We start from the raw sequence: 19,258 nt of genomic DNA on the forward strand, positions 1-19,258 counted from the left end.
CAGAGCCAGAGCCAGAGCCAGAGCCAGAGCCAGAGCCACAAGCCAAACCGGAAGCGCCGAAGATGGGCCTGTTTGCCCGGTTAAAAGCCGGCCTTAAGCGCACCCGTGAGAACCTTGGTTGGGGCTTCTTCTCGCTGTTCAAAGGCAAGCAAATCGATGATGAGCTGTTTGAAGAGCTGGAAGAACAACTGCTACTGGCCGATGTGGGCATCGACACCACGCTGAAGATTATCGACAACCTGACTGAACAGGCCGACCGCCGCCAGCTCAAAGATGGCGAAGCGCTCTACGAGCAGCTCAAGCTGCAGATGGGCGAGCTATTACAAAAAGTGGAAGCGCCACTGCAACCGGAAACCGATGGGCCGTTTGTGATCCTGATGGTTGGCGTGAATGGCGTGGGTAAAACTACCACTATCGGTAAGCTGGCCAAGAAATACCAAAGTCAGGGCAAGAGCGTGATGCTGGCCGCTGGCGATACCTTCCGCGCCGCTGCGGTTGAGCAGTTGCAGGTATGGGGCGAGCGTAACGACATATCGGTGGTTGCTCAGCACACCGGTGCCGATAGCGCCTCGGTGATTTTCGATGCCTTCCAAGCCGCCAAAGCGCGTAATGTGGATGTGTTGATTGCCGATACCGCTGGCCGCTTACAGAACAAGGCCCACCTGATGGATGAGCTGAAGAAGATTGTTCGGGTGATGAAGAAGCTAAACGATGCGGCGCCGCACGAGGTGATGTTAACCATCGATGCCAGTACCGGTCAGAACGCCATCTCTCAAGCCAAGATCTTCAACGAAGCAGTGGGCCTGACGGGCCTGTCGCTAACCAAGCTTGATGGCACCGCCAAAGGCGGGGTGATTTTTGCTTTAGCCGATCAGTTTGAGTTGCCGATCCGCTACATTGGTGTCGGGGAAGGTATCGATGATCTGCGTGAGTTTGAGGCTCAACCATTTGTGGATGCGCTCTTCAGCCAAGAATAATAATCGACAAGGATTGCGGCGATGATTCGCTTTGAGCAGGTAAGCAAGGTTTATCCCGGCAGCAAACAGGCGCTGCAAAAGGTGTCGTTTCACCTTGAGCAGGGCCAGATGGCGTTCCTGACCGGGCACTCCGGAGCAGGAAAAAGTACCCTGCTGAAGTTGATCACCGCCATGGAGCGTCCGTCGGCGGGTCAGGTATGGGTGGCAGGGCAAGATATCTCGCGCCTACCGCGGACTAAAGTGCCAGCACTGCGCCGGCAGATGGGCGTGATCTTCCAAGACCATAAACTGCTGATGGACCGCAGCGTATTCGACAACGTGGCGCTGCCACTGGTGATTGAAGGCTATGCGATGAGCGATATCCGTCGCCGGGTCTCAGCCGCTCTCGACAAAGTCGGCCTGCTGGAGAAGGCTACGGCCCTTCCGATCGCGCTATCGGGTGGTGAGCAGCAGCGGGTGGGGATCGCCCGCGCGGTGGTCAACAAGCCCGCTATTTTGATTGCCGATGAGCCCACCGGTAACCTCGATCCAATGCTGTCGCTGGAGATCTTCAAGCTGTTTGAGGAGTTCAACCGGGTTGGGGTGGCGGTGCTGATTGCCAGCCACGACTTGAGCCTGATTGCCAAGCTTCATCATCAACGATTCGTACTTAACCAAGGCCTACTGTCCTGTGAGCAAGGAGCGGCAGATGCAGACTAATCGAGCCAAGGTCGCCTGGCCTGTTCGTTTTGCCATGTACTGGGTGCGCCACGTGCAGCAGTGTATCTCTAGCCTTGGCGAGCTATGGCGCACACCGGGCAGTTCGCTGTTGACCATGGCGGTGCTGGGAGTGTGCTTGTCGCTGCCAGCCAGCTTCTATCTGGCCATGAAGAACCTCTCCAGCCTGACTGCTTATTGGCAGAGTGAGACGCAGCTGACCGTTTATCTCAGTCAAAACATCGACCAACTGCAGTTGCAAGCGATGCAAAAGCAGCTGGAGCTGCGCGACGAAGTTGCCAGCCTGAGCCATATCTCCAAGGAGCAGGGACTGGCGGAGTTCGAGCAAAGCAGTGGCTTTGATGATGTGTTGGCCCTACTGCCCGACAACCCCCTGCCGGATGTATTAGTGCTGCAGCTTAACGAGGCATACCGTAATGCCGATGCAGCCAAGCGTTTGCAGCAGGAGCTGCGCGGCATGGATCAGATTGAGCGGGTCAGCCTGGATGTGGAGTGGCTCAGTCGCCTTAACAGCCTGAGCAATATGGCCAGTCAAATGGCTAGCCTGTTGGTGCTGTTGCTGTTGGCGGCGGTGGTGCTGATCGTCTCTAATACCCTGCGATTGGGTATTTTGAGTCGGCGCAGCGAGATCGAAGTGATGAAGCTGGTGGGTGCCACCGACGGCTTTATTCGTCGCCCATTCCTATATATCGGTTTTTGGTATGGGGTGATCGGTGGTCTGTTGGCGTGGGTGCTATGTAACGTGTTGCTGCTCTGGTCTGAGTATGCGCTGCAGCAGCTCGGAGTTCTCTACCAGTACCAAGTCCAGCTATTGGGCTTGGACATCAATGAGTTTGTTGGCCTGATGGTCATGGCATGTGGCATGAGCTTGTTGGCCTCGTCGTTTTCAGTGCAGCGTCATATTAAAGAGATCGAGCCCAGCTAAACTGGGCTCTGTCGCGTTAAAGGCCAATCACTCTGCTTCAAACCCTATTGATGTAGGTGACTACACCTCACAGCCTTTAGTCTTGCGCCAGTTTTCTCATCCAGCGGCCGCTTTGCCAGCGCCGCCAGTTGACTTGGCCGCGCAGCGTTTCGTCGAGCAGCGCGACACTGAGCACCCCATACAAGCCAAAGTCGGTGTAGCTGGCAACCACGTAGGCCAGCGGCGCCGAGATAAACCAGGTCACGCCAATCGCAGTGGCAGTCACAAACACCGCGTCGCCGCAGCCCCGCAGCACGTTACCTGCAATAATGTTCACCGCGCGCATCGGCTCTTGAAAGGTGTGGATCAAACACACCCCAAGGCCCATGGTCAGGATGGCTTGCTCTTGGGTAAACAGGCCCAGCAGCCAACGATGCAGCAGCAGGATCACCAGTACCATCCCTATCACAATCCCCAGCGCCCAGCGGATCCCTTGCACCATCTGCTGGCGGCACTCCTCAAAGCGCCCGGCCCCGGCGAGCTGGGTGATTAGCATGGTATTGGCCACACCAATGGACACCAAAAACATGATGCAGTAGCTATAGATGTTCAGGGTATAGACCCGCGCGGCAATGGCGTGTTCGCCAAAGCCAACCACCAACACACTGAGCACCATCATAAAGCTCTGGAAGGAGAAGGGTTCCAGTGACGAGGGTACGGCGATACGAAGGATGGGCTTAAGGCTCAGTGCTGGCTGGCGCAGTGCGTCCATCAGCGGCAGGCGCACCTTTATCACCAGCAGCAGCGCCAGCAGGTTGAGCACAAGGGCCAGGCTCCAGGCCACAATGCTCACCAAAGCAACGCCTTGTACGCCCATTGGCTCAACGCCGAACCAGCCAAACACCACAATCGAATTACCGACGATTTTTACTAAAAACATTAACGCGACTGACAGGGTGTTCCATTGGGCTTGGCCATAGCTGTTGCACATATTACCGAGCATCATCCTAAAGCCCATCAAGCCTACCCCGGAGCCGGCAATGACCAGATAGCTTCCTGCAATGGTGGCCATCTCCTCTGGCAGTCCCATCCAGTGGCCGATGTCGCCAGCCTGAAACCAGAAGAAGCAACCGGCCAGCAGCGAGGTCATCATGCCGATGATCACCAAGCCGGCCAGCATCAGATTGGCGCGTGGATAGTTCTTTTTCCCCATGTACTGAGAGGCCAGGCTAGCGCCCGCAATGCCGGTGGCAGAGAACAAGGTGATGGCCATGGCAAACCATGGCGTAACTGCGCCCACCGCGGCGGCAGCCTGATCGGAGATCCGGCTTAGGTAGAGCGCATCGATAACCGGCACCGACATATTCAGTACGTATTCACCGAGCAGCGGTAGGGCCATACCGAACAACCCTTTTTCCAGGGTGCGGCTTGTTGGAGATTGGGACATGAAGAAACAGCTGGGACAGAGTGATAATTGGCCGGGATTCTACGCCTCACAAGGGCCCTTGTCCTGTTGCCAAAACCAATAATCTGCTTACTTTTTTTGCAGTCGCGATTTTATGTTGAGAGATCACGTTTTTAGCAGGCTCATGAAAGTAAAGTTGCGCCTTTCATGAGCCTGTTTTATTTAAGCGTTGCGCTTATTTTATGAGTTCAAGGGGCTAGTCGAGGCTGATCTCAATCCTGCCCTTGGTTTCACGCACCGGATAGACCGGCACCGAGATCGCTTGATCATCCAGGCACTGCCCGGTCTGCAGACTAAAGCGCTGCTTGTAGAGTGGCGAGGCCACCAACAGCTCGCCCTTGCTATCGCCAATCAAGCCGCGCGATAGCGAATGGGTCTTGCTGAACGGGCAGTAGTTGCTGATGGCATATAGCTGGTCGTTTTTACTCTCCCAGAACACGGCGATCTGTTTGCCATCCACCAAGGCGCATACACCGGTGTTTGGGCTAAGGATGCTTTTATCGCAGATGTCGAACCATTTACTTGCTTGCATAATCTTCTCCTAACGCACTTCTACGATGTCGATACGACGTTCATCTTCGGTTGCCGGACGGCGCTGGCCTCGCTCGCGCACATACTGTAGCTGCGGGTCGCTGCCATCGGCGTTAACAAACTGGCGGAAGCGCTGCAGTTTCTTGTCGTCGCTAAGGGTGGTCTTCCATTCACACTGGTAGTTCTCGACGACTCGGCTCATGTCGGCTTCCAGTTCATCACAGAGATTGAGGCTGTCGTCGATCACCACTTGTTTGAGGTAGTCCAGCCCACCTTCCAGGTTTTCCATCCACACCGAGGTACGCTGTAGGCGATCGGCGGTGCGCACATAGAACATCAGGATCCGGTCGATGTAGCGCATCAGGGTTACGTCATCCAAGTCGCTGGCAAACAGGTCGGCATGGCGCGGACGCATACCGCCGTTACCACAGACATAAAGCGCCCAACCTGCGTCGGTGGCGATTACGCCGATATCTTTACTCTGTGCTTCGGCGCATTCGCGAGTACAGCCTGACACGGCAAACTTGAGCTTGTGCGGCGAGCGCAGCCCCTTGTAGCGGTTCTCCAGCAAAATCGCCATGCCGACGCTGTCTTGCACCCCGTAGCGACACCAGGTAGAACCGACACAGGACTTCACAGTACGTACCGATTTACCGTAGGCGTGGCCGGTTTCAAAGCCAGCGTCACAGAGTTTTTGCCAAATCAGTGGCAGCTCGTGCAGCTGAGCACCAAACAGGTCGATACGCTGACCGCCGGTGATCTTGGTATAGAGGTCGAACTCCTTGGCGACTTCGGCGATCACCATCAGCATATCTGGAGTGATCTCACCGCCAGCAATCCGCGGTACCACCGAGTAGGTGCCGTCTTTTTGCATGTTACCGAGGAAGATGTCGTTGGTGTCCTGCAGGCCAATGTGCTCATCTTCCAACACATAGTCGTTCCAGAATGATGCCAGAATCGAACCGACCGCAGGCTTACAAATCTCACAGCCATGGCCGCTACCGCATTCCTCTAATAGCTGCTCGAAGCTGCGGATCTGCTTGACCTTGACGATGTCGGCCAGCTCTTGGCGCGAGTAATCGAAGTGCTCACAAATCGCGGAGCTGACTTCCACACCCAGTTTCTCCAGCTCGCTGTTAAGGACCTGATTGGCAAGGGCAGAGCAGCCGCCACAGCCGGTTGCGGCACCAGTACAGCTTTTGATATCGGCCATGGTGGTGGCGCCATCTTTAACGGCTTGGGCGATCTGGCCTTTGGTCACGTCGTAGCAAGAACAGATCTGGGCGGTGTCGGGCAGCGCTTCAACGCCCATACCGGCCGAGGCCGCACCTTCTTCGGTGGACGGCACCAGCAGGTACTCAGGGGCAACCGGTAGTGTCATATCGTTGAGGTAGAGCTGTAGCCACGCGCCATAGTCGCTGGCATCGCCCACTAAGATGGCACCCAGCAGCTTGTCGCCGGCGGCATTGGTCACCACCTTCTTATAAACCTGCTTGGCTTCGTCGCACAGGCTGTAGCTGAGCGCACCTTCGGTTTGGGCATGGGCATCGCCGATACTGGCCACATCGACGCCCATCAGTTTCAGTTTGGTGCTCATGTCAGCGCCTTGGAAGCTGGCTGCGGCATCGCCGCTCAGGTGGGCGCTGGCCACCTTGGCCATGCTGTAGCCCGGGGCGACGAGGCCGAAGATCTTGCCATCCCACAGCGCACATTCACCAACTGCATAGATATCTGGGTCTGAGGTCTGGCACTGGTCGTTAATTGCGATACCGCCACGTGGGCCGATCGCCAGCTCGCAGTCGCGAGCCAGTTGATCCTGTGGACGGATACCGGCGCTGAATAGGATCATATCGGTTTCTAGCACACTGCCATCGGCAAACTTCATCAGGTAGCGAGTGTCTTCACCGGGCTCAATGGCTTGGGTGTTCTTATCGGTGTGTACATGTACTCCGAGCTCTTCAATCTTGCTACGCAGGATATCGCCGCCACTTTGATCGATCTGTACCGCCATCAGACGTGGGGCAAACTCCACAACATGGGTTTGCAGGCCGAGATCTTTGAGCGCCTTCGCGGCTTCCAAGCCTAGTAGGCCGCCACCGATAACCACGCCAACCTTGCTTTGCTTGGCGCTGGCCTTCATCGCTTCGAGATCTTCGATGGTGCGATAGACCAAGATGTGCTGCTTGGCCGCCTCGTCATCTGGGCGAGGGATCGGTGGTACAAAGGGGGTAGAACCCGTGGCCAGAACCAGCTTGTCGTAGCTTTCAGTGCGGCCCTGTGTGGTGGTAATGGTTTTCGCGCTACGGTCGATGCTGGCGACCCGATCATTGATGAAGTACTCGACGCCTTTCTCGTCGTAGTAGGACTCGGAGGTCATCATCAAGTCATCAACGGTGGCGCCGCTGAAGTAGCTAGAGAGTTGAACCCGGTCATAGGCCAGGCGCGGCTCTTCGCTGAAGGTGGTCAGTTGGAATGATCCGCTTTGCGTTAAGGCTTCATCAATAAAGCGGTGACCCACCATACCGTTGCCAACAACAATAATCCTTTGCATATCTCTCTCCTATTCTCCCACTGCCATTGGCCGTGGTGTCATCTGTTCTATCCAGTTAAGTTGCTCTCGCAAGGCGACGACCTGACCGATGATGATCAGGGTGGGGCTTTCCAGTTGGTGATAGTCGGCCTGCTCGGTGAGTTCGCTCAAGGTGGTGGTGACCACCCGCTGATCGCTGTGACAGCCTTTTTCCACCAACGCGGCAGGGGTATCTGCTGCCAGGCCATGGGCGGCCAGTTGACTGCTGATTTCGTTTAGCGCGCTCAGGCCCATGTAGAACACCAAGGTGTGATCTACGTTCGCAAGCTGCGTCCAGTTAAGGTCGAGCTTGCCTTCTTTTAGATGGCCGGTAACAAAGGTGCAGCCACGGGACAGGCCCCGGTGAGTCAGCGGGATGCCGGCATAGCTGCTACAGCCTGCTGCAGCGGTAATACCGGGGATCACTTGGCTGGCGATGCCAGCGGCTTGCAGTTCCATCAGCTCTTCGCTGCCGCGACCGAAGATAAAGGGGTCACCGCCTTTTAATCGGCAGATGTGCAACCCCCGCTGCGCTTGCTCCACCATAAATTGGTTGAGTTGCTCTTGGGGCACGCAGTGATTGTGTTTGGCTTTGCCCACGTAAATGGCGCGGGTCTTTTGTGGGATCAGGCTTAGGATCTCGTCACCGACCAAGCGGTCGTAAAGGATCAAATCGGCACTTTCGATACTGCGTAAGGCTTTTAGCGTCAGCAGCTCCGGATCGCCCGGACCGGCTCCCACCAGATCAACCCGACCCGCAGTCCCTGCGTGTTTAGGCTGAGTTAATTGGCTTAATGTTTTTATGTTCATCGAATACTCTCCATGCTCGCTTTTGGCGACGCAAGCATGGTGCCAGCGTATTTCACTGGTAACTGCTTTAAAGTAAAGGCTTAATATTCAATGGTTTATGGGGTTTTTGGGTTTGAAACTTAACTGCAACATCTTTACTACTTAAGAGATAAGTTGCACCTAAATGATCAACATACGCACCTTGGCAGTGCTAAAAGTGTGAACTATCTTGCAAATAAATCGTCTTAATCTCGGTCTGTAAATTTGTGAAAACGGGCTTGAGTTTCGCGGTGTTTGAGTTTAGATCTTGTACGACTCTATGGTATTATCGCCAGTCCGCAACAAATAAGAGGTTGTTATGGAGCAAACTAACGTGTCAATGGCTTTAGTCCCTCAGGGCAGTATTGAAGCATATATCCAATCGGTCAATCAGATCGAGATGCTTAGCGCTGAGCGGGAAAAAGAACTGGCAACTCGTTTATTCGAGGACGGCGACCTGACGGCTGCCCGTGAGTTGGTAATGTCTCACCTGCGCTTTGTCGCGCATGTAGCAAAGAATTATTCTGGCTATGGTCTGCCAACCGCGGACCTTATCCAAGAAGGCAACGTTGGCTTGATGAAGGCGGTAAAGCGCTTTGATCCGAACGTTGGCGTGCGTCTGGTGTCTTTCGCGGTTCACTGGATCAAAGCGGAGATCCACGAGTACGTACTGCGTAACTGGCGTGTGGTGAAGATTGCCACCACCAAGGCACAGCGCAAACTGTTCTTTAACCTGCGCAAGTCGAAGAAGCGTCTGGGCTGGTTTAAGAGCGAAGAAGTCGACATGGTTGCCCAAGAGCTAGGGGTAACGGCCAAAGACGTGCTGGAGATGGAGTCGCGCATGGCGGCCCAAGACCAAGCCTTCGATCTCAGCGCCGATGATGAAGAGCGCGAGGGCCAATTCGCACCGGTTCACTATCTGGAAGACAAGAGCTCTGATGTTGCAGAGTATGTTGAGAAAGAGAACTGGGAAGTAAATGCCGCCAATCGCCTGCGTAGCGCGTTAGCCACGCTGGATGAGCGTAGCACTCACATCGTCCAGCGCCGTTGGCTGGATGAAGACAAGGCCACCTTGCAAGAGCTGGCTGACCAGTATCAGGTATCGGCTGAGCGGATCCGCCAGCTAGAGAAGAACGCCATGAAAAAGCTCAAGTCAGCAATGGCTTAGGCCCGTTCTTAATAACAGAAACCTCGCTTAGCGAGGTTTTTTTATAGCTGTTTTTTGCTACCCTTAGGCTAAATTCTCAGCAGCACGCGTCGCCATGGAAAGCCCCTTAGACTTCTCTAAAGTCAATTTCATTGTAGATAACGAAGGTCACAAGACCGCCGCAATCCTCCCCTACGAGCTTTACCAGCAGCTTATGGCGCTCAAATCTTTGATTGCCGCGCCCGATGAAGCAGTCGAGACTCAAGCCGAGTTTGAGTTTGCGGTGAAGCAGGCGGTGGCGTTTGGCTATCCAGTGGGGGCGAAGCACAAACCAAACTTTGTGGTCACCAAGGGCTCTACCGCGAATATCAGCGATGCTGACTCATTGCGCCCAGCGGTTCAGGCCTTACGCGATCAACTGATTCAAGAGCATGTGCTGTGTCATGAAGGCGATGTGCTGCAGTTTATGCGTGATTACCAGTTCTCCAGCCCCAGCGCAGCCGCCTGCATGATCGCCGGCAACGCCCGCAGTGGTCTGGATGCTTGGGTCGACCGTTGGGGCAAGAGCCTTAAGGTTAGAGGCTACGGCAAGAAACGCTAAAAAAAGAGCGCCATTGAGGCGCTCTTTTTGGCTATTTTGTTCCGTCCTGAACAAGGTGTGTAGTTAAGAGAGCATACTCAGCGCCGGCACCGATTCGAGCGATAGCGCTTCAGCAACTTCTTCACAGGTCAGCTTACCGTGCATCACGTTCAGGCCATTGCGCAGGTGTTCATCGTCTAGCAGCGCTTGGCGGTAGCCCTTGTTGGCCAGAGTGATGATATACGGCAGGGTAGCGTTGTTGAGTGCCATGGTGGAGGTGCGCGCCACACCGCCGGGCATATTCGCCACACAGTAGTGCACCACATCATCGACGATGTAGATTGGATCTTGGTGGGTGGTGGCCTTAGAGGTTTCCGCACAGCCGCCTTGGTCGATGGCGACATCGACAATCGCCGAGCCGGCCTTCATCTTACTCACCAGCTCACGGGTGATCAGCTTAGGCGCAGCAGCCCCTGGCAGCAGCACCCCGCCGATCACCAGATCTGCCTCGGTCACATGCTGCTCGATACTGGCAGCGGTCGAGTAGACGGTCTTCAACTGGCCGCGATACTGGGCGTCGAGTTGCTTCAACACATCAAGGTTGCGATCCAGAATGGTCACATCAGCACCCATACCGACCGCCATCTGCGCGGCATTACGGCCAACTACGCCGCCGCCAATGATGACTACCTTGGCTGGCTCTACTCCGGGAACGCCGCCGAGTAGCACACCGCGGCCACTGTGGGATTTCTCCAAGGCCATTGCGCCGGCTTGAATTGACATGCGCCCGGCCACTTCCGACATGGGGGCCAACAGCGGAAGGCCACCTTGTGGGCTGGTGACAGTTTCGTAGGCGATGCAGACGGCACCGGAATTGATTAGGTCTTCGGTTTGCGCTGGATCGGGCGCCAAGTGTAGATAGGTGAATAGCAGCTGGTCTTCGCGCAACATGGCGCGCTCTACTGCTTGTGGTTCCTTGACCTTGACGATCATCTCCGCTTCAGCAAACACCTGTTTGGCATCGGCCGCGATACGTGCACCAGCATCGATATAGTCTTGATCACTGAAGCCAATCCCCAGACCTGCATTGGTCTCTACCACTATCTGATGACCGTGCTTGCTCAGCTCGTTCACACTCGCCGGTGTCATCCCTACCCGGTACTCGTGATTTTTTATCTCTTTAGGAACACCAATCAGCATAGTCATTACCTCCTGTTAATGGGCTGCTTGCCAACGAAAATGTTGAGTTCAAGCTTTAACCATAGGGTAACGTGTGGCGAATGCAAATTCTGAGTAGCAGATAACACTGTGTTGTTTTTGTCTTGTCAGAGCGATATGTTGTGACTTACCACGAATACAAAAGGAAGTGACGAGCAAAGCCATGAATGCGCAGCAAAATTTTCTACAAGCAGTCTTAGACGATATCGATCTATTCAACCAGCAAGATCCAAATATTCAGTTAGATGAACAGGGTGATTCCCTGCCCAAAGAGCTTTTATATGGCCAGCGTATGAGCGCCATGCTGGAGCAGTTTGGCGGTGATGAGTTAGCGCTGCAGATCGCTGCGCGCGCCCAGCACATTGGTCGTTGGTTAAGCCCACGCAGTGATTACCCTGAGGGCAAGAAAGGCTACCTGCAATGGCGTAAGGATCTCGGCAGCAAGCACGCTCAGTTGTGCTGCGAGATCCTCGACAAGCATGGTGCGGACGGTGAGTTACAACAACAGGTGACTAAGCTACTCACTAAGCAAGGGATCAAACGCGACCCGTTGGTTCAGGCGCTGGAAGACGTGATCTGTTTGGTGTTCTTGCGCTACTACTTCGAAGAGTTTGCCGCTAAGCATGACGACGACAAAGTAGTCGATATTGTGCGCAAGACTTGGGCGAAGATGTCGGAGCGCGGTCAGCAGCATGCCTTGACCTTACCGCTTAGTGAATCATCACTGGCACTGGTGCAGAAGGCGTTGAATATTTCGTAAATCCGCTCTCAAAAAACATAAGCTCATGCTATAGTTCGCGCCGTCAATTTTTAATCAGCGTGTCGAACAAGGCGAATTTATGAAAAGAGATCTGGCGTTTCGTTTTTCTCGAGTGACCGAAGCGGCGGCTTTGGCAGGTTACAAGTGGCTGGGCCGTGGTGATAAAAACCTGGCGGACGAGGCTGCGGTTGAAGCGATGCGGATCATGCTGAACGAGATGGATATCGACGGCGAGATTGTGATTGGTGAAGGTGAGATCGACCAAGCACCAATGCTGTACATCGGTGAGCAGGTAGGTATTGGCGGTGAGCCGGTCGACATCGCCGTTGACCCGATTGAAGGCACGCGTATGACCGCGATGGGCCAGAACAATGCCATTGCGGTACTAGCGGTTGCAGAAAAAGGCGCCTTCCTGCGCGCCCCTGATATGTACATGGAAAAGTTGGTGGTTGGCCCGGCAGCTAAAGGCGCCATCGACCTAAACCTGACTATCGAAGAGAACCTGCAGCGCGTGTCGGAAGCGCTTAACAAGCCACTCAATGAGCTGACCGTGATCACCTTGGCCAAGCCGCGCCACGACGATGTGATCTCTCACATGCAGCAAATGGGTGTGCGCGTATTCGCTATTCCAGATGGTGATGTAGCGGCATCTGTACTGACCTGTATGCCATTTAGCGAAGTCGACATGATGTACTGCGTGGGTGGTGCGCCGGAGGGTGTGGTATCAGCAGCCGTTATTCGTGCGCTAGGCGGTGAGATGCAGGGGCGTCTGTTGCCTCGCGAACAGGTGAAGGGCGATACCGAAGACAACCGCATCATCGGTGCTTATGAGGTGAAGCGCTGCAACGAGCAGGGCATTGAAGTGAACCAAGTGCTGAGCATGGATGAGATGGCGAAGAACGATAACGTTATCTTCTCCGCCACCGGTATCACTAAGGGTGACCTGCTGGAAGGGGTGCGCCGCGAAGGTAACATCGCGACCACCGAAACCCTGTTGGTACGTGGCCGTACCCGCACCATTCGTAAGATTGAGTCGACCCATTACCTGGATCGTAAGAACCCGGAGCTAAAGGAACTGATCCTTTAGGTTACACGCGAAATAGCTGATGGGCGGCCAGGCCCAGGTGTTGATAAAACCCCTTGGCCGCTTCATCGCTGACCTCAGGAAAGACCACTCCCTCCAGCCCTTGGGCTGCGCTCCACTGTAATAGCTGCTGAAACATGAACAAGCCGACACCACGACGGCGGGTAGCATCGCGCACCGCGAACTGCTCGACAGTGAGCTGTTGTTGGTTGACAGCGGCAACTGCATAGCCGACATGACGCTCGTTAAATGTTGCAGTAAACAGTTGCTGGGACTCGATAAGCGCCGATAACCGATCGCGCTTGAGTGAGTGTTCTATTTTGCTAAGGTCGCTCAGCAGTTGGTCGCTGAGCTGAGTTTGCTGTTGGAATGACAGACGCATGGCAGGCCTAAGATACTTTGGCTAGCGGCTCGGTCCCCAGCTGACTAAAATCGATTTTATGCCACTCACTCAGATACTGGCGCAGTTCATCGCAGCTCTCTTGGATGCTCGATTTTAAATCGGCATTAAGATAACTCTGATCTTTGCTAATAAGCGAGTCGATGGTATAAGCCAGGTCGTAAACCAGAGGCGCTAGGTCATACATGTTATTGGGAGTGATTTTCCGCTTGTGAGCGGGTTGCTGCTGACGACGTTGCCAGGTGCGGTAACTGATCAGGAATAGCTGGATCAGGCGTTTCGACTCATTGCAGTTAAGGCAGCTTTGGTCGAGCCACCACGGAGCCTGGCGCTTAAAAAAGCGAATACAATCTGTCACAACCGTGTTGACAAAGGTGTCATCAACAAAGCTGGGAATAGCTTGTATTTTCATTCAGTTACAGTAAAGCCATACGCGTCGAACATAATCATCCAGACTACACAGAAACGATGACAAAACCAACCTCAAAACACGCAGAATTTAGCTGCCGATTGGGCTGCGGAGCCTGCTGTATCGCGCCTTCTATCAGCTCGGCCATTCCCGGCATGCCCAACGGCAAACCCTCCGGCACTCGCTGTATTCAGCTCGACGACAACAACCTATGTAAGCTGTTTGGTAAGCCAGAACGGCCCAAGGTGTGTCTGCAGTTTAAGGCCTGTCCATCGGTGTGCGGTGACAACCAGGCCGAGGCGCTGGAGAATATCTACTATCTGGAGCGTTTGACTTAGCGGCGCGCCAGCCACTGGTTCGGGTTGAGGGTGTTGCCGTGATGGCGTAGCTGGAAGAATAGCGAGTTTGTGGGTTGGCCACCGGTGTTACCGGCATGAGCGATGGTATCGCCGGGTTTTACCCGCTCGCCCACCTCACGGGTCAGGCTTTGGTTATAGCCATATAGGCTTAAGTACTCATCGCCGTGGTCCAGTACGATTACCAGCCCATAGCCGCGTAGCCAGTCGGCAAATACCACGTTCCCTTCAGCCACCGCTTTTACCGCAGTGCCGGGGTGTGAGTCGATCACCATGCCCTGCCAGCGAGTTTGGCCGCGGTTGGGTGAATTATAACTATGCAGTACTCGGCCGGTCAGTGGCCAGGGCAGCTTTCCTTTCGACTTCGCCAAGCCATCAAGTGGTGCGGTGCTGCGCTCCAGCTCCCGTTGCTGGGCTTCGATCTCTTGGGTGATGATGTTCTTTAGGTGCTGTTGGGCTATTTGCAGTTGCTCGATCTGCGCCTCTTCGCCTGAGAGTGCCTCACGTAGCTTTGCCAAGCGCTGTTTGCGTTGTTCTTGCTGTTTGGCCAGTTGCTGTTGCTGCTGCTTTTGCTGCTGTTGCTGGCTCACTAGCTCTTCGCGGTTGCGCTCCAGCTCATCGCTGAGCTCGGCCAGTTGTAGCTGACTTTCACGCAGTGCCTCCATTGCCTCGGCGCGTGCTTTCGACAGGTAGTGGTAGTAGCTGAGCATGCGTTCCAAATCGCTACCTTGCTGCTGGTTGAGCAGCATCTTTAGGTAGTCGCTGTGGCCCTGTTGATAGGCGCCTTGGATCTGCTCGGCTAGGCGCTGTTGCTGCTCACGTAATTGAGTCTGCAGCTGTTGCTGTTGTTGCTCAAGCTCGCTTTGGCGCTGCCCGAGTTGTGACAGTAGGTTGTTGGTTTGGCGCAGTTGGCTGCTGCTGTTGGCAATCGCCACTTCCTGCTTTTTGAGATCTTGCTGAAGCTGCTCGATGTTTTGCTTTTGGCTGGCCGCTTGGGATTGGCGCTGGGCCAGTTGGGCCTCGACTTCGTCGAGCTGCTGTTGGTTGTCGGCTGCGCTAGGGGCGCTGAGCAATAGCAAAACGCCAGCAAAAATGCTGGCGTTCAGACTAAAGCTGCGACGCGTTGCGGCGCAGCGTATGGACGTCAATAACGGCGCGATCATGCGGCCATTATTTCAGATCCATCAAAGGCTTGCCAGTCATCTCAGCAGGGATTTCCATACCCATCAGAGTCAACATGGTAGGCGCGATATCGCTCAGGCGACCGCCTTCTACTGGAGTCGCTTCGCGGCCGTAGTAGATAAATGGTACTGGCAGGTTGGTGTGCGCGGTGTGAATACCACCGGTGGCAGGATCAACCATTTGCTCAGCGTTACCGTGGTCGGCAGTAATCAGACACTCACCGCCCACTTTATCTAGTGCTTCGATAACGCGACCGATGCTGTGGTCTACCGCTTCACAAGCCTTAACCGCTGCGTCGTATACGCCGGTGTGGCCAACCATGTCGCCGTTCGGGTAGTTACAGATGATCACGTCGAACTTGCCGCTTTCAATTGCTGCAACCATCTTGTCGGTCAGCTCTTCAGAGCTCATCTCTGGCTGTAGGTCGTAGGTGGCAACCTTCGGAGAGGCGATCAGCTCGCGTTCTTCACCTTTGAAGGCGTCTTCTTTACCGCCGTTGAAGAAGAAGGTCACGTGAGCGTATTTCTCGGTTTCAGAGATACGCAGCTGAGTTTTGCCTTCTTTCTCTAGCCACTCACCCAGAGTGTTAACCAGATCTGCAGGTGGGAACGCGCTAACAGCGTCGATGTCGGCCGCGTACTGGGTCAGCATAATGAAGTTGCACTTTGGCTCTTGAGCACGGGCAAAGCCAGTGAAGTCACTGTCTACGAAGCTGCGGGTGATCTCACGGGCACGGTCGGCACGGAAGTTCATGAACAGTACCGCGTCGCCGTCTTGGATAGCAGCGGCTTCGTCACCGATTACCGAGGCTTTCACGAACTCATCGTTCTCGTCGCGCGCGTAAGCAGCGTTCAGAGCGTCGGTGGCAGTGGCGTAGTTATCGTAGGCAGACTTGCCTTCGGTTAGCAGCTCGTAAGCTTCTTGAACACGTTCCCAACGGTTGTCACGGTCCATCGCGTAGTAACGACCAACCATAGAAGCGATACGGCCTTTGCCCAGCTCGGTGAATTTAGCATCGAACTTGTCGATGGTGCCTTGAGCGCTACGTGGTGGGGTATCGCGACCGTCCAGGAAGCCGTGTACGTAGATCTTGTCAGCGCCTTGCTTAGCGGCCAGGTCAACGGCTGCCAGCATGTGGTCTTCGTGGCTGTGTACGCCGCCTGGAGAGAACAGACCCATAATGTGTACAGCTTTGCCAGCTGCTACGGCTTTATCTACCGCGCCAACCAGTGCTTCGTTGGTGAAGAAGTCGCCGTCTTCAATTGACTTGGCAATGCGGGTCAGGTCTTGGTACACGATGCGGCCAGCGCCGATGTTTACGTGACCAACTTCTGAGTTACCCATTTGACCGTCTGGCAGGCCCACATCAAGACCAGAGCCTGAGATCAGGGTGCTTGCTGCTTCGTCCCATAGTTTGTCTAGTACAGGGGTGTTGGCATTAGCTACCGCGTTGTTGGCTGAGTCTTGACGATGACCCCAGCCATCCATGATGACTAGTGCCAAAGGTTTTTTGCTTACAGACATTGTGAGTCCTCGTTCTTAAGGCTTGAGTTTCCGGTTTAATAGACGAAATTTTACTACATTATTTGTCGGAGTCACCTGATTGAACGCAAACCAGCAAAAATAATAATCGGCTTAGTGCTATGAATAATGTCCGCTTGGCCGCAAATCCCGCGGCGCTGGCTGCTGTTATTCTGTTCCCCCAAGTGTATACTCACGCGGCATCAGAGAAATAAATGTTCATTAGGGACTCATAGAATTATGCAACAAGTTATCGAGTTTGCTGCGAACCACCCAATCATGTCATTGGGCTGGGTTGGTCTGTTTGGCGCTGTGGTTTACAGCTTTATCCAACCTATGCTGTCGAAGGTCAAAACCATTGGCCACCACGAAGCCACTATGCTGATCAACAAACAAGACGCAGTGGTCGTTGACGTTCGCACCAAAGATGAAATGAAAACTGGCAAAATTGCTGGTTCAGTTCACATTCCTCAGAAACAAATTCAGGCAAGTGACTTTAAAAACATTGAAAAGTACAAAGCCAGCCCCATTATTGTTGTCTGTGAAACAGGGATGCGCTCCGGCGCGGCAGGTGCTGCTCTAGCCAAAGCGGGCTTTGAGCAGGTATACAGCTTGCGCGGCGGTATGGCGGATTGGAGATCATCCAACCTTCCTGTAACAAAAACTAAGTAATCTTTGTGCCGCCGCCCAATATGCAGTGGCGGCGACCGTAAATTTATAAATTAAAGGGTTTTCCTATGGCTGAAGCAGCAGCAGGCGCACAACAGGTTGAATTCGCCATTCAGCGTATCTACACCAAAGACATCTCTTTCGAGACTCCAAACACTCCAGCAGTATTCCAAACCGAGTGGAAGCCTGAAGTTAAGGTTGATCTGGACACCAAAAACACTCAGCTGGCTGAGAATGTGTATGAAGTGGTTTTGACCCTGACTGTTACGGCTAAACTGGGCGAGCAGACTGCTTTCCTATGTGAAGTTCACCAAGCGGGTATCTTCACTCTGGGCAACATGCCTGAGCCACAACTGGCCCACGCGCTGCACTCTTACTGCCCGAACATCCTGTTCCCTTACGCTCGTGAAGCGGTTTCTGGTCTGGTTAACCGTGGTTCTTTCCCACAAATCAACCTGGCTCCAGTAAACTTCGACGCACTGTTCGCTAACTACGTACAGCAGAAGCAAGCTGAAGCAAAAGCCGCTGAAGAGAAGGCTGACGCTTAATGACTAAGGCGCGGATGACCGTGCTGGGTGCCGGCTCTTACGGCACCGCGCTGGCCATTGCAATTGCCCGCAATGGCCACCCCACAGTGATGTGGGGCCATGAGCAGCCGCATGTTGACGCGCTGGCTCGCGACCGGGAGAACGTTGAGTTTCTACCCGGAGCACCCTTTCCAGAAAGTCTTGAAATGGAAGGCGACCTTGAAAAAGCGATTGCCGCCAGTCACGACATTCTGGTGGTGGTGCCGAGCTTCGCCTTCGCCGCTGTGCTCAAGCAGATCAAGCCGCTGCTAACGCCTCAACATCGGGTTGCTTGGGCCACTAAAGGCCTGGAAGCCGATACCGGACGTTTGCTCTCGCAAGTGGCCGAAGAGGTGTTAGACCCGCAAACCTCGATTGCGGTTATCTCTGGTCCAACCTTCGCCAAAGAGCTCGCGGTGGGGCTACCTACTGCCATTTCAGTGTCTTCATCAGACGATGATTTTGCCCGCTTTTTAGCTCAGACCATGCACTGTGAACGTAGCTTCCGCATCTATACCAACAACGACATCATCGGTGTTCAGTTGGGTGGCGCGGTGAAGAACGTGATCGCCATTGGTGCTGGCTTGGCTGATGGCTTGGGCTTTGGTGCCAATGCGCGTACTGCGTTGATTACCCGTGGCTTGCGTGAGATGGAGCGACTGGGTCAGGCCTTGGGCGCTGATCAAGCCACCTTCCGTGGCATGGCTGGCTTGGGCGATCTGGTACTGACTTGTACTGACAACCAGAGCCGTAACCGTCGCTTTGGCTTGGCCTTAGGTCAAGGCAGCAGCGTGGAACAAGCGGAGCAGTCGATCGGTCAGGTAGTCGAAGGCTATCGCAACACCAAAGAGGTGCAGGCCTTGGCCAAGCGCTGTGGTGTGGAGATGCCGATTGTCGAGCAGATCTTCCAAGTGCTTTATCAGGACAAACCGGCCAAACTGGCCGCGATGGACCTGCTGGCTCGCGAGCAACGCGACGAATAGCGCCTAAGCAAGTAACAGATACTAAAAAGCCACTCTATAAGAGTGGCTTTTTTATTATCAGTATTAAACCACCTCCTATGGAGGTGGTGATCGTTCTTGTGGGCTTTGCCCGAAGAGCGCTCATGTTAGAAGGTTCAACCTGTTTGTAACCAGCAAATAGGAGAGCAACTAACATGAGCAGATATGAATCCGCTTCACACGTATTCTATCGTTGTCAGTATCACATCGTCTGGACGCCAAAGTACAGATTCAAGCTCCTGAAGGGGAGCTTAGGCAAAGAGCTGCATAGAGGGATCTACATCTACAGCTCAATGAAGAAATGCAAAATCGTTGAGCTAAATGTTCAAATTGACCATGTCCATTTGATTGTCAGGATGCCCCCGAGCCTGAGT

The 19,258-nt window shown here is 54.3% G+C and carries 21 protein-coding genes; 12 read left to right on the plus strand and 9 right to left on the minus strand.

Going from position 1 to position 19,258, the window contains the following annotated elements; genetic code table 11:
* From ftsY to ftsX, 3 genes are all read left to right on the plus strand, one after another.
* Positions 1-977, plus strand: a 977-nt coding sequence (gene ftsY / locus G461_RS0105930; RefSeq protein WP_425393797.1) for a signal recognition particle-docking protein FtsY, incomplete at its 5' end; no start/stop codon positions are given.
* Between the two features lie 21 nt (positions 978-998).
* On the plus strand, positions 999-1,676 hold the full coding sequence (gene ftsE / locus G461_RS0105935; RefSeq protein WP_026958378.1) for a cell division ATP-binding protein FtsE: 678 nt from the start codon (positions 999-1,001) through the stop codon (positions 1,674-1,676).
* Entirely contained in the window at positions 1,666-2,619 is a 954-nt protein-coding gene (gene ftsX / locus G461_RS0105940) for a permease-like cell division protein FtsX (RefSeq protein ID WP_026971146.1), read from the plus strand. Before ftsE ends, ftsX begins: the two co-directional genes overlap by 11 nt.
* Positions 2,620-2,695: 76 nt before the next feature.
* Here the strand turns inward: ftsX and G461_RS0105945 are convergent, their stop codons facing one another.
* From G461_RS0105945 to cobA, 4 genes are all read right to left on the minus strand, one after another.
* Complete coding sequence (locus G461_RS0105945) at positions 2,696-4,045, minus strand: MATE family efflux transporter (RefSeq protein ID WP_084429044.1); 1,350 nt, start codon at positions 4,043-4,045, stop codon at positions 2,696-2,698.
* 214 nt (positions 4,046-4,259) lie between these two features.
* The gene (nirD, locus tag G461_RS0105950) at positions 4,260-4,595 is read right to left on the minus strand and encodes a nitrite reductase small subunit NirD (protein WP_026958375.1); all 336 of its coding nucleotides are present in this window, start codon (positions 4,593-4,595) and stop codon (positions 4,260-4,262) included.
* A 9-nt stretch (positions 4,596-4,604) separates the two neighbouring features.
* Positions 4,605-7,145: a nitrite reductase large subunit NirB gene (nirB, locus tag G461_RS0105955; RefSeq protein WP_026971149.1), complete on the minus strand. Its 2,541-nt coding sequence runs from the start codon at positions 7,143-7,145 to the stop codon at positions 4,605-4,607.
* 9 nt (positions 7,146-7,154) lie between these two features.
* Positions 7,155-7,973 carry a uroporphyrinogen-III C-methyltransferase gene (cobA, locus tag G461_RS0105960; RefSeq protein WP_026971150.1) on the minus strand — a complete coding sequence of 273 codons (819 nt, stop codon included), beginning with the start codon at positions 7,971-7,973 and terminating at the stop codon, positions 7,155-7,157.
* Between the two features lie 337 nt (positions 7,974-8,310).
* On the opposite strand from cobA, the gene rpoH reads away from it, so the two are divergent.
* Both rpoH and G461_RS0105970 read left to right on the plus strand, forming a co-directional pair.
* Positions 8,311-9,159, plus strand: a complete 849-nt coding sequence (gene rpoH, locus G461_RS0105965; RefSeq protein ID WP_026971151.1) for an RNA polymerase sigma factor RpoH — start codon at positions 8,311-8,313, stop codon at positions 9,157-9,159.
* Between the two features lie 94 nt (positions 9,160-9,253).
* Positions 9,254-9,739, plus strand: a complete 486-nt coding sequence (locus G461_RS0105970; protein ID WP_026958371.1) for a DUF4357 domain-containing protein — start codon at positions 9,254-9,256, stop codon at positions 9,737-9,739.
* A 63-nt stretch (positions 9,740-9,802) separates the two neighbouring features.
* Here the strand turns inward: G461_RS0105970 and ald are convergent, their stop codons facing one another.
* Positions 9,803-10,918, minus strand: coding sequence for an alanine dehydrogenase (ald, locus tag G461_RS0105975; RefSeq protein WP_026958370.1), 1,116 nt, complete (start codon positions 10,916-10,918; stop codon positions 9,803-9,805).
* 181 nt (positions 10,919-11,099) lie between these two features.
* Between ald and G461_RS0105980 the strand changes: the two genes are divergently transcribed.
* Both G461_RS0105980 and glpX read left to right on the plus strand, forming a co-directional pair.
* Positions 11,100-11,696, plus strand: a complete 597-nt coding sequence (locus G461_RS0105980) for a DUF4202 domain-containing protein (RefSeq protein ID WP_026971152.1) — start codon at positions 11,100-11,102, stop codon at positions 11,694-11,696.
* Positions 11,697-11,775: 79 nt separating this feature from the next.
* Positions 11,776-12,783, plus strand: a complete 1,008-nt coding sequence (gene glpX / locus G461_RS0105985; RefSeq protein WP_026958368.1) for a class II fructose-bisphosphatase — start codon at positions 11,776-11,778, stop codon at positions 12,781-12,783.
* Between the two features lies 1 nt (position 12,784).
* On the opposite strand, the gene G461_RS23450 is transcribed toward glpX, so the two are convergent.
* Both G461_RS23450 and G461_RS0105995 read right to left on the minus strand, forming a co-directional pair.
* Entirely contained in the window at positions 12,785-13,162 is a 378-nt protein-coding gene (locus G461_RS23450; RefSeq protein ID WP_051326595.1) for an acetyl-CoA sensor PanZ family protein, read from the minus strand.
* A gap of 7 nt (positions 13,163-13,169) precedes the next feature.
* Positions 13,170-13,592 carry a hypothetical protein gene (locus G461_RS0105995; RefSeq protein WP_026958367.1) on the minus strand — a complete coding sequence of 141 codons (423 nt, stop codon included), beginning with the start codon at positions 13,590-13,592 and terminating at the stop codon, positions 13,170-13,172.
* A gap of 56 nt (positions 13,593-13,648) precedes the next feature.
* Between G461_RS0105995 and G461_RS0106000 the strand changes: the two genes are divergently transcribed.
* Positions 13,649-13,927: a YkgJ family cysteine cluster protein gene (locus G461_RS0106000; RefSeq protein WP_051333385.1), complete on the plus strand. Its 279-nt coding sequence runs from the start codon at positions 13,649-13,651 to the stop codon at positions 13,925-13,927.
* On the opposite strand, the gene G461_RS0106005 is transcribed toward G461_RS0106000, so the two are convergent.
* Both G461_RS0106005 and gpmM read right to left on the minus strand, forming a co-directional pair.
* Positions 13,924-15,093 carry a murein hydrolase activator EnvC family protein gene (locus G461_RS0106005; protein ID WP_169727234.1) on the minus strand — a complete coding sequence of 390 codons (1,170 nt, stop codon included), beginning with the start codon at positions 15,091-15,093 and terminating at the stop codon, positions 13,924-13,926. The genes G461_RS0106000 and G461_RS0106005 overlap by 4 nt on opposite strands.
* A gap of 22 nt (positions 15,094-15,115) precedes the next feature.
* On the minus strand, positions 15,116-16,651 hold the full coding sequence (gene gpmM / locus G461_RS0106010; protein WP_026971155.1) for a 2,3-bisphosphoglycerate-independent phosphoglycerate mutase: 1,536 nt from the start codon (positions 16,649-16,651) through the stop codon (positions 15,116-15,118).
* 237 nt (positions 16,652-16,888) lie between these two features.
* Between gpmM and G461_RS0106015 the strand changes: the two genes are divergently transcribed.
* The 4 genes from G461_RS0106015 to tnpA form a co-directional block, all read left to right on the plus strand.
* The gene (locus G461_RS0106015) at positions 16,889-17,320 is read left to right on the plus strand and encodes a rhodanese-like domain-containing protein (RefSeq protein WP_026971156.1); all 432 of its coding nucleotides are present in this window, start codon (positions 16,889-16,891) and stop codon (positions 17,318-17,320) included.
* Between the two features lie 65 nt (positions 17,321-17,385).
* Positions 17,386-17,865, plus strand: a complete 480-nt coding sequence (gene secB / locus G461_RS0106020; RefSeq protein WP_026958362.1) for a protein-export chaperone SecB — start codon at positions 17,386-17,388, stop codon at positions 17,863-17,865.
* Positions 17,865-18,866 (plus strand): NAD(P)H-dependent glycerol-3-phosphate dehydrogenase, encoded by a 1,002-nt coding sequence (gene gpsA / locus G461_RS0106025; RefSeq protein ID WP_035479495.1) that lies wholly within the window; start codon positions 17,865-17,867, stop codon positions 18,864-18,866. Before secB ends, gpsA begins: the two co-directional genes overlap by 1 nt.
* A gap of 173 nt (positions 18,867-19,039) precedes the next feature.
* Positions 19,040-19,258, plus strand: a 219-nt coding sequence (gene tnpA / locus G461_RS25815) for an IS200/IS605 family transposase (RefSeq protein ID WP_026971158.1), incomplete at its 3' end; no start/stop codon positions are given.

It is taken from the genome of Aliagarivorans marinus DSM 23064, from assembly GCF_000429485.1.
GTDB classification, from domain to species: domain Bacteria; phylum Pseudomonadota; class Gammaproteobacteria; order Enterobacterales; family Celerinatantimonadaceae; genus Aliagarivorans; species Aliagarivorans marinus.

What these genes read in the sequence shown, in the direction of transcription:
- ftsE (WP_026958378.1), top strand. Translation starts at nt 999, where the DNA reads ATGATTCGCTTTGAGCAGGTAAGCAAGGTTTATCCCGGCAGCAAACAG.
- ftsX (WP_026971146.1), top strand. Translation starts at nt 1,666, where the DNA reads ATGCAGACTAATCGAGCCAAGGTCGCCTGGCCTGTTCGTTTTGCCATG.
- G461_RS0105945 (WP_084429044.1), bottom strand. Translation starts at nt 4,045, where the DNA reads ATGTCCCAATCTCCAACAAGCCGCACCCTGGAAAAAGGGTTGTTCGGT.
- nirD (WP_026958375.1), bottom strand. Translation starts at nt 4,595, where the DNA reads ATGCAAGCAAGTAAATGGTTCGACATCTGCGATAAAAGCATCCTTAGC.
- nirB (WP_026971149.1), bottom strand. Translation starts at nt 7,145, where the DNA reads ATGCAAAGGATTATTGTTGTTGGCAACGGTATGGTGGGTCACCGCTTT.
- cobA (WP_026971150.1), bottom strand. Translation starts at nt 7,973, where the DNA reads ATGAACATAAAAACATTAAGCCAATTAACTCAGCCTAAACACGCAGGG.
- rpoH (WP_026971151.1), top strand. Translation starts at nt 8,311, where the DNA reads ATGGAGCAAACTAACGTGTCAATGGCTTTAGTCCCTCAGGGCAGTATT.
- G461_RS0105970 (WP_026958371.1), top strand. Translation starts at nt 9,254, where the DNA reads ATGGAAAGCCCCTTAGACTTCTCTAAAGTCAATTTCATTGTAGATAAC.
- ald (WP_026958370.1), bottom strand. Translation starts at nt 10,918, where the DNA reads ATGCTGATTGGTGTTCCTAAAGAGATAAAAAATCACGAGTACCGGGTA.
- G461_RS0105980 (WP_026971152.1), top strand. Translation starts at nt 11,100, where the DNA reads ATGAATGCGCAGCAAAATTTTCTACAAGCAGTCTTAGACGATATCGAT.
- glpX (WP_026958368.1), top strand. Translation starts at nt 11,776, where the DNA reads ATGAAAAGAGATCTGGCGTTTCGTTTTTCTCGAGTGACCGAAGCGGCG.
- G461_RS23450 (WP_051326595.1), bottom strand. Translation starts at nt 13,162, where the DNA reads ATGCGTCTGTCATTCCAACAGCAAACTCAGCTCAGCGACCAACTGCTG.
- G461_RS0105995 (WP_026958367.1), bottom strand. Translation starts at nt 13,592, where the DNA reads ATGAAAATACAAGCTATTCCCAGCTTTGTTGATGACACCTTTGTCAAC.
- G461_RS0106000 (WP_051333385.1), top strand. Translation starts at nt 13,649, where the DNA reads ATGACAAAACCAACCTCAAAACACGCAGAATTTAGCTGCCGATTGGGC.
- gpmM (WP_026971155.1), bottom strand. Translation starts at nt 16,651, where the DNA reads ATGTCTGTAAGCAAAAAACCTTTGGCACTAGTCATCATGGATGGCTGG.
- G461_RS0106015 (WP_026971156.1), top strand. Translation starts at nt 16,889, where the DNA reads ATGCAACAAGTTATCGAGTTTGCTGCGAACCACCCAATCATGTCATTG.
- secB (WP_026958362.1), top strand. Translation starts at nt 17,386, where the DNA reads ATGGCTGAAGCAGCAGCAGGCGCACAACAGGTTGAATTCGCCATTCAG.
- gpsA (WP_035479495.1), top strand. Translation starts at nt 17,865, where the DNA reads ATGACTAAGGCGCGGATGACCGTGCTGGGTGCCGGCTCTTACGGCACC.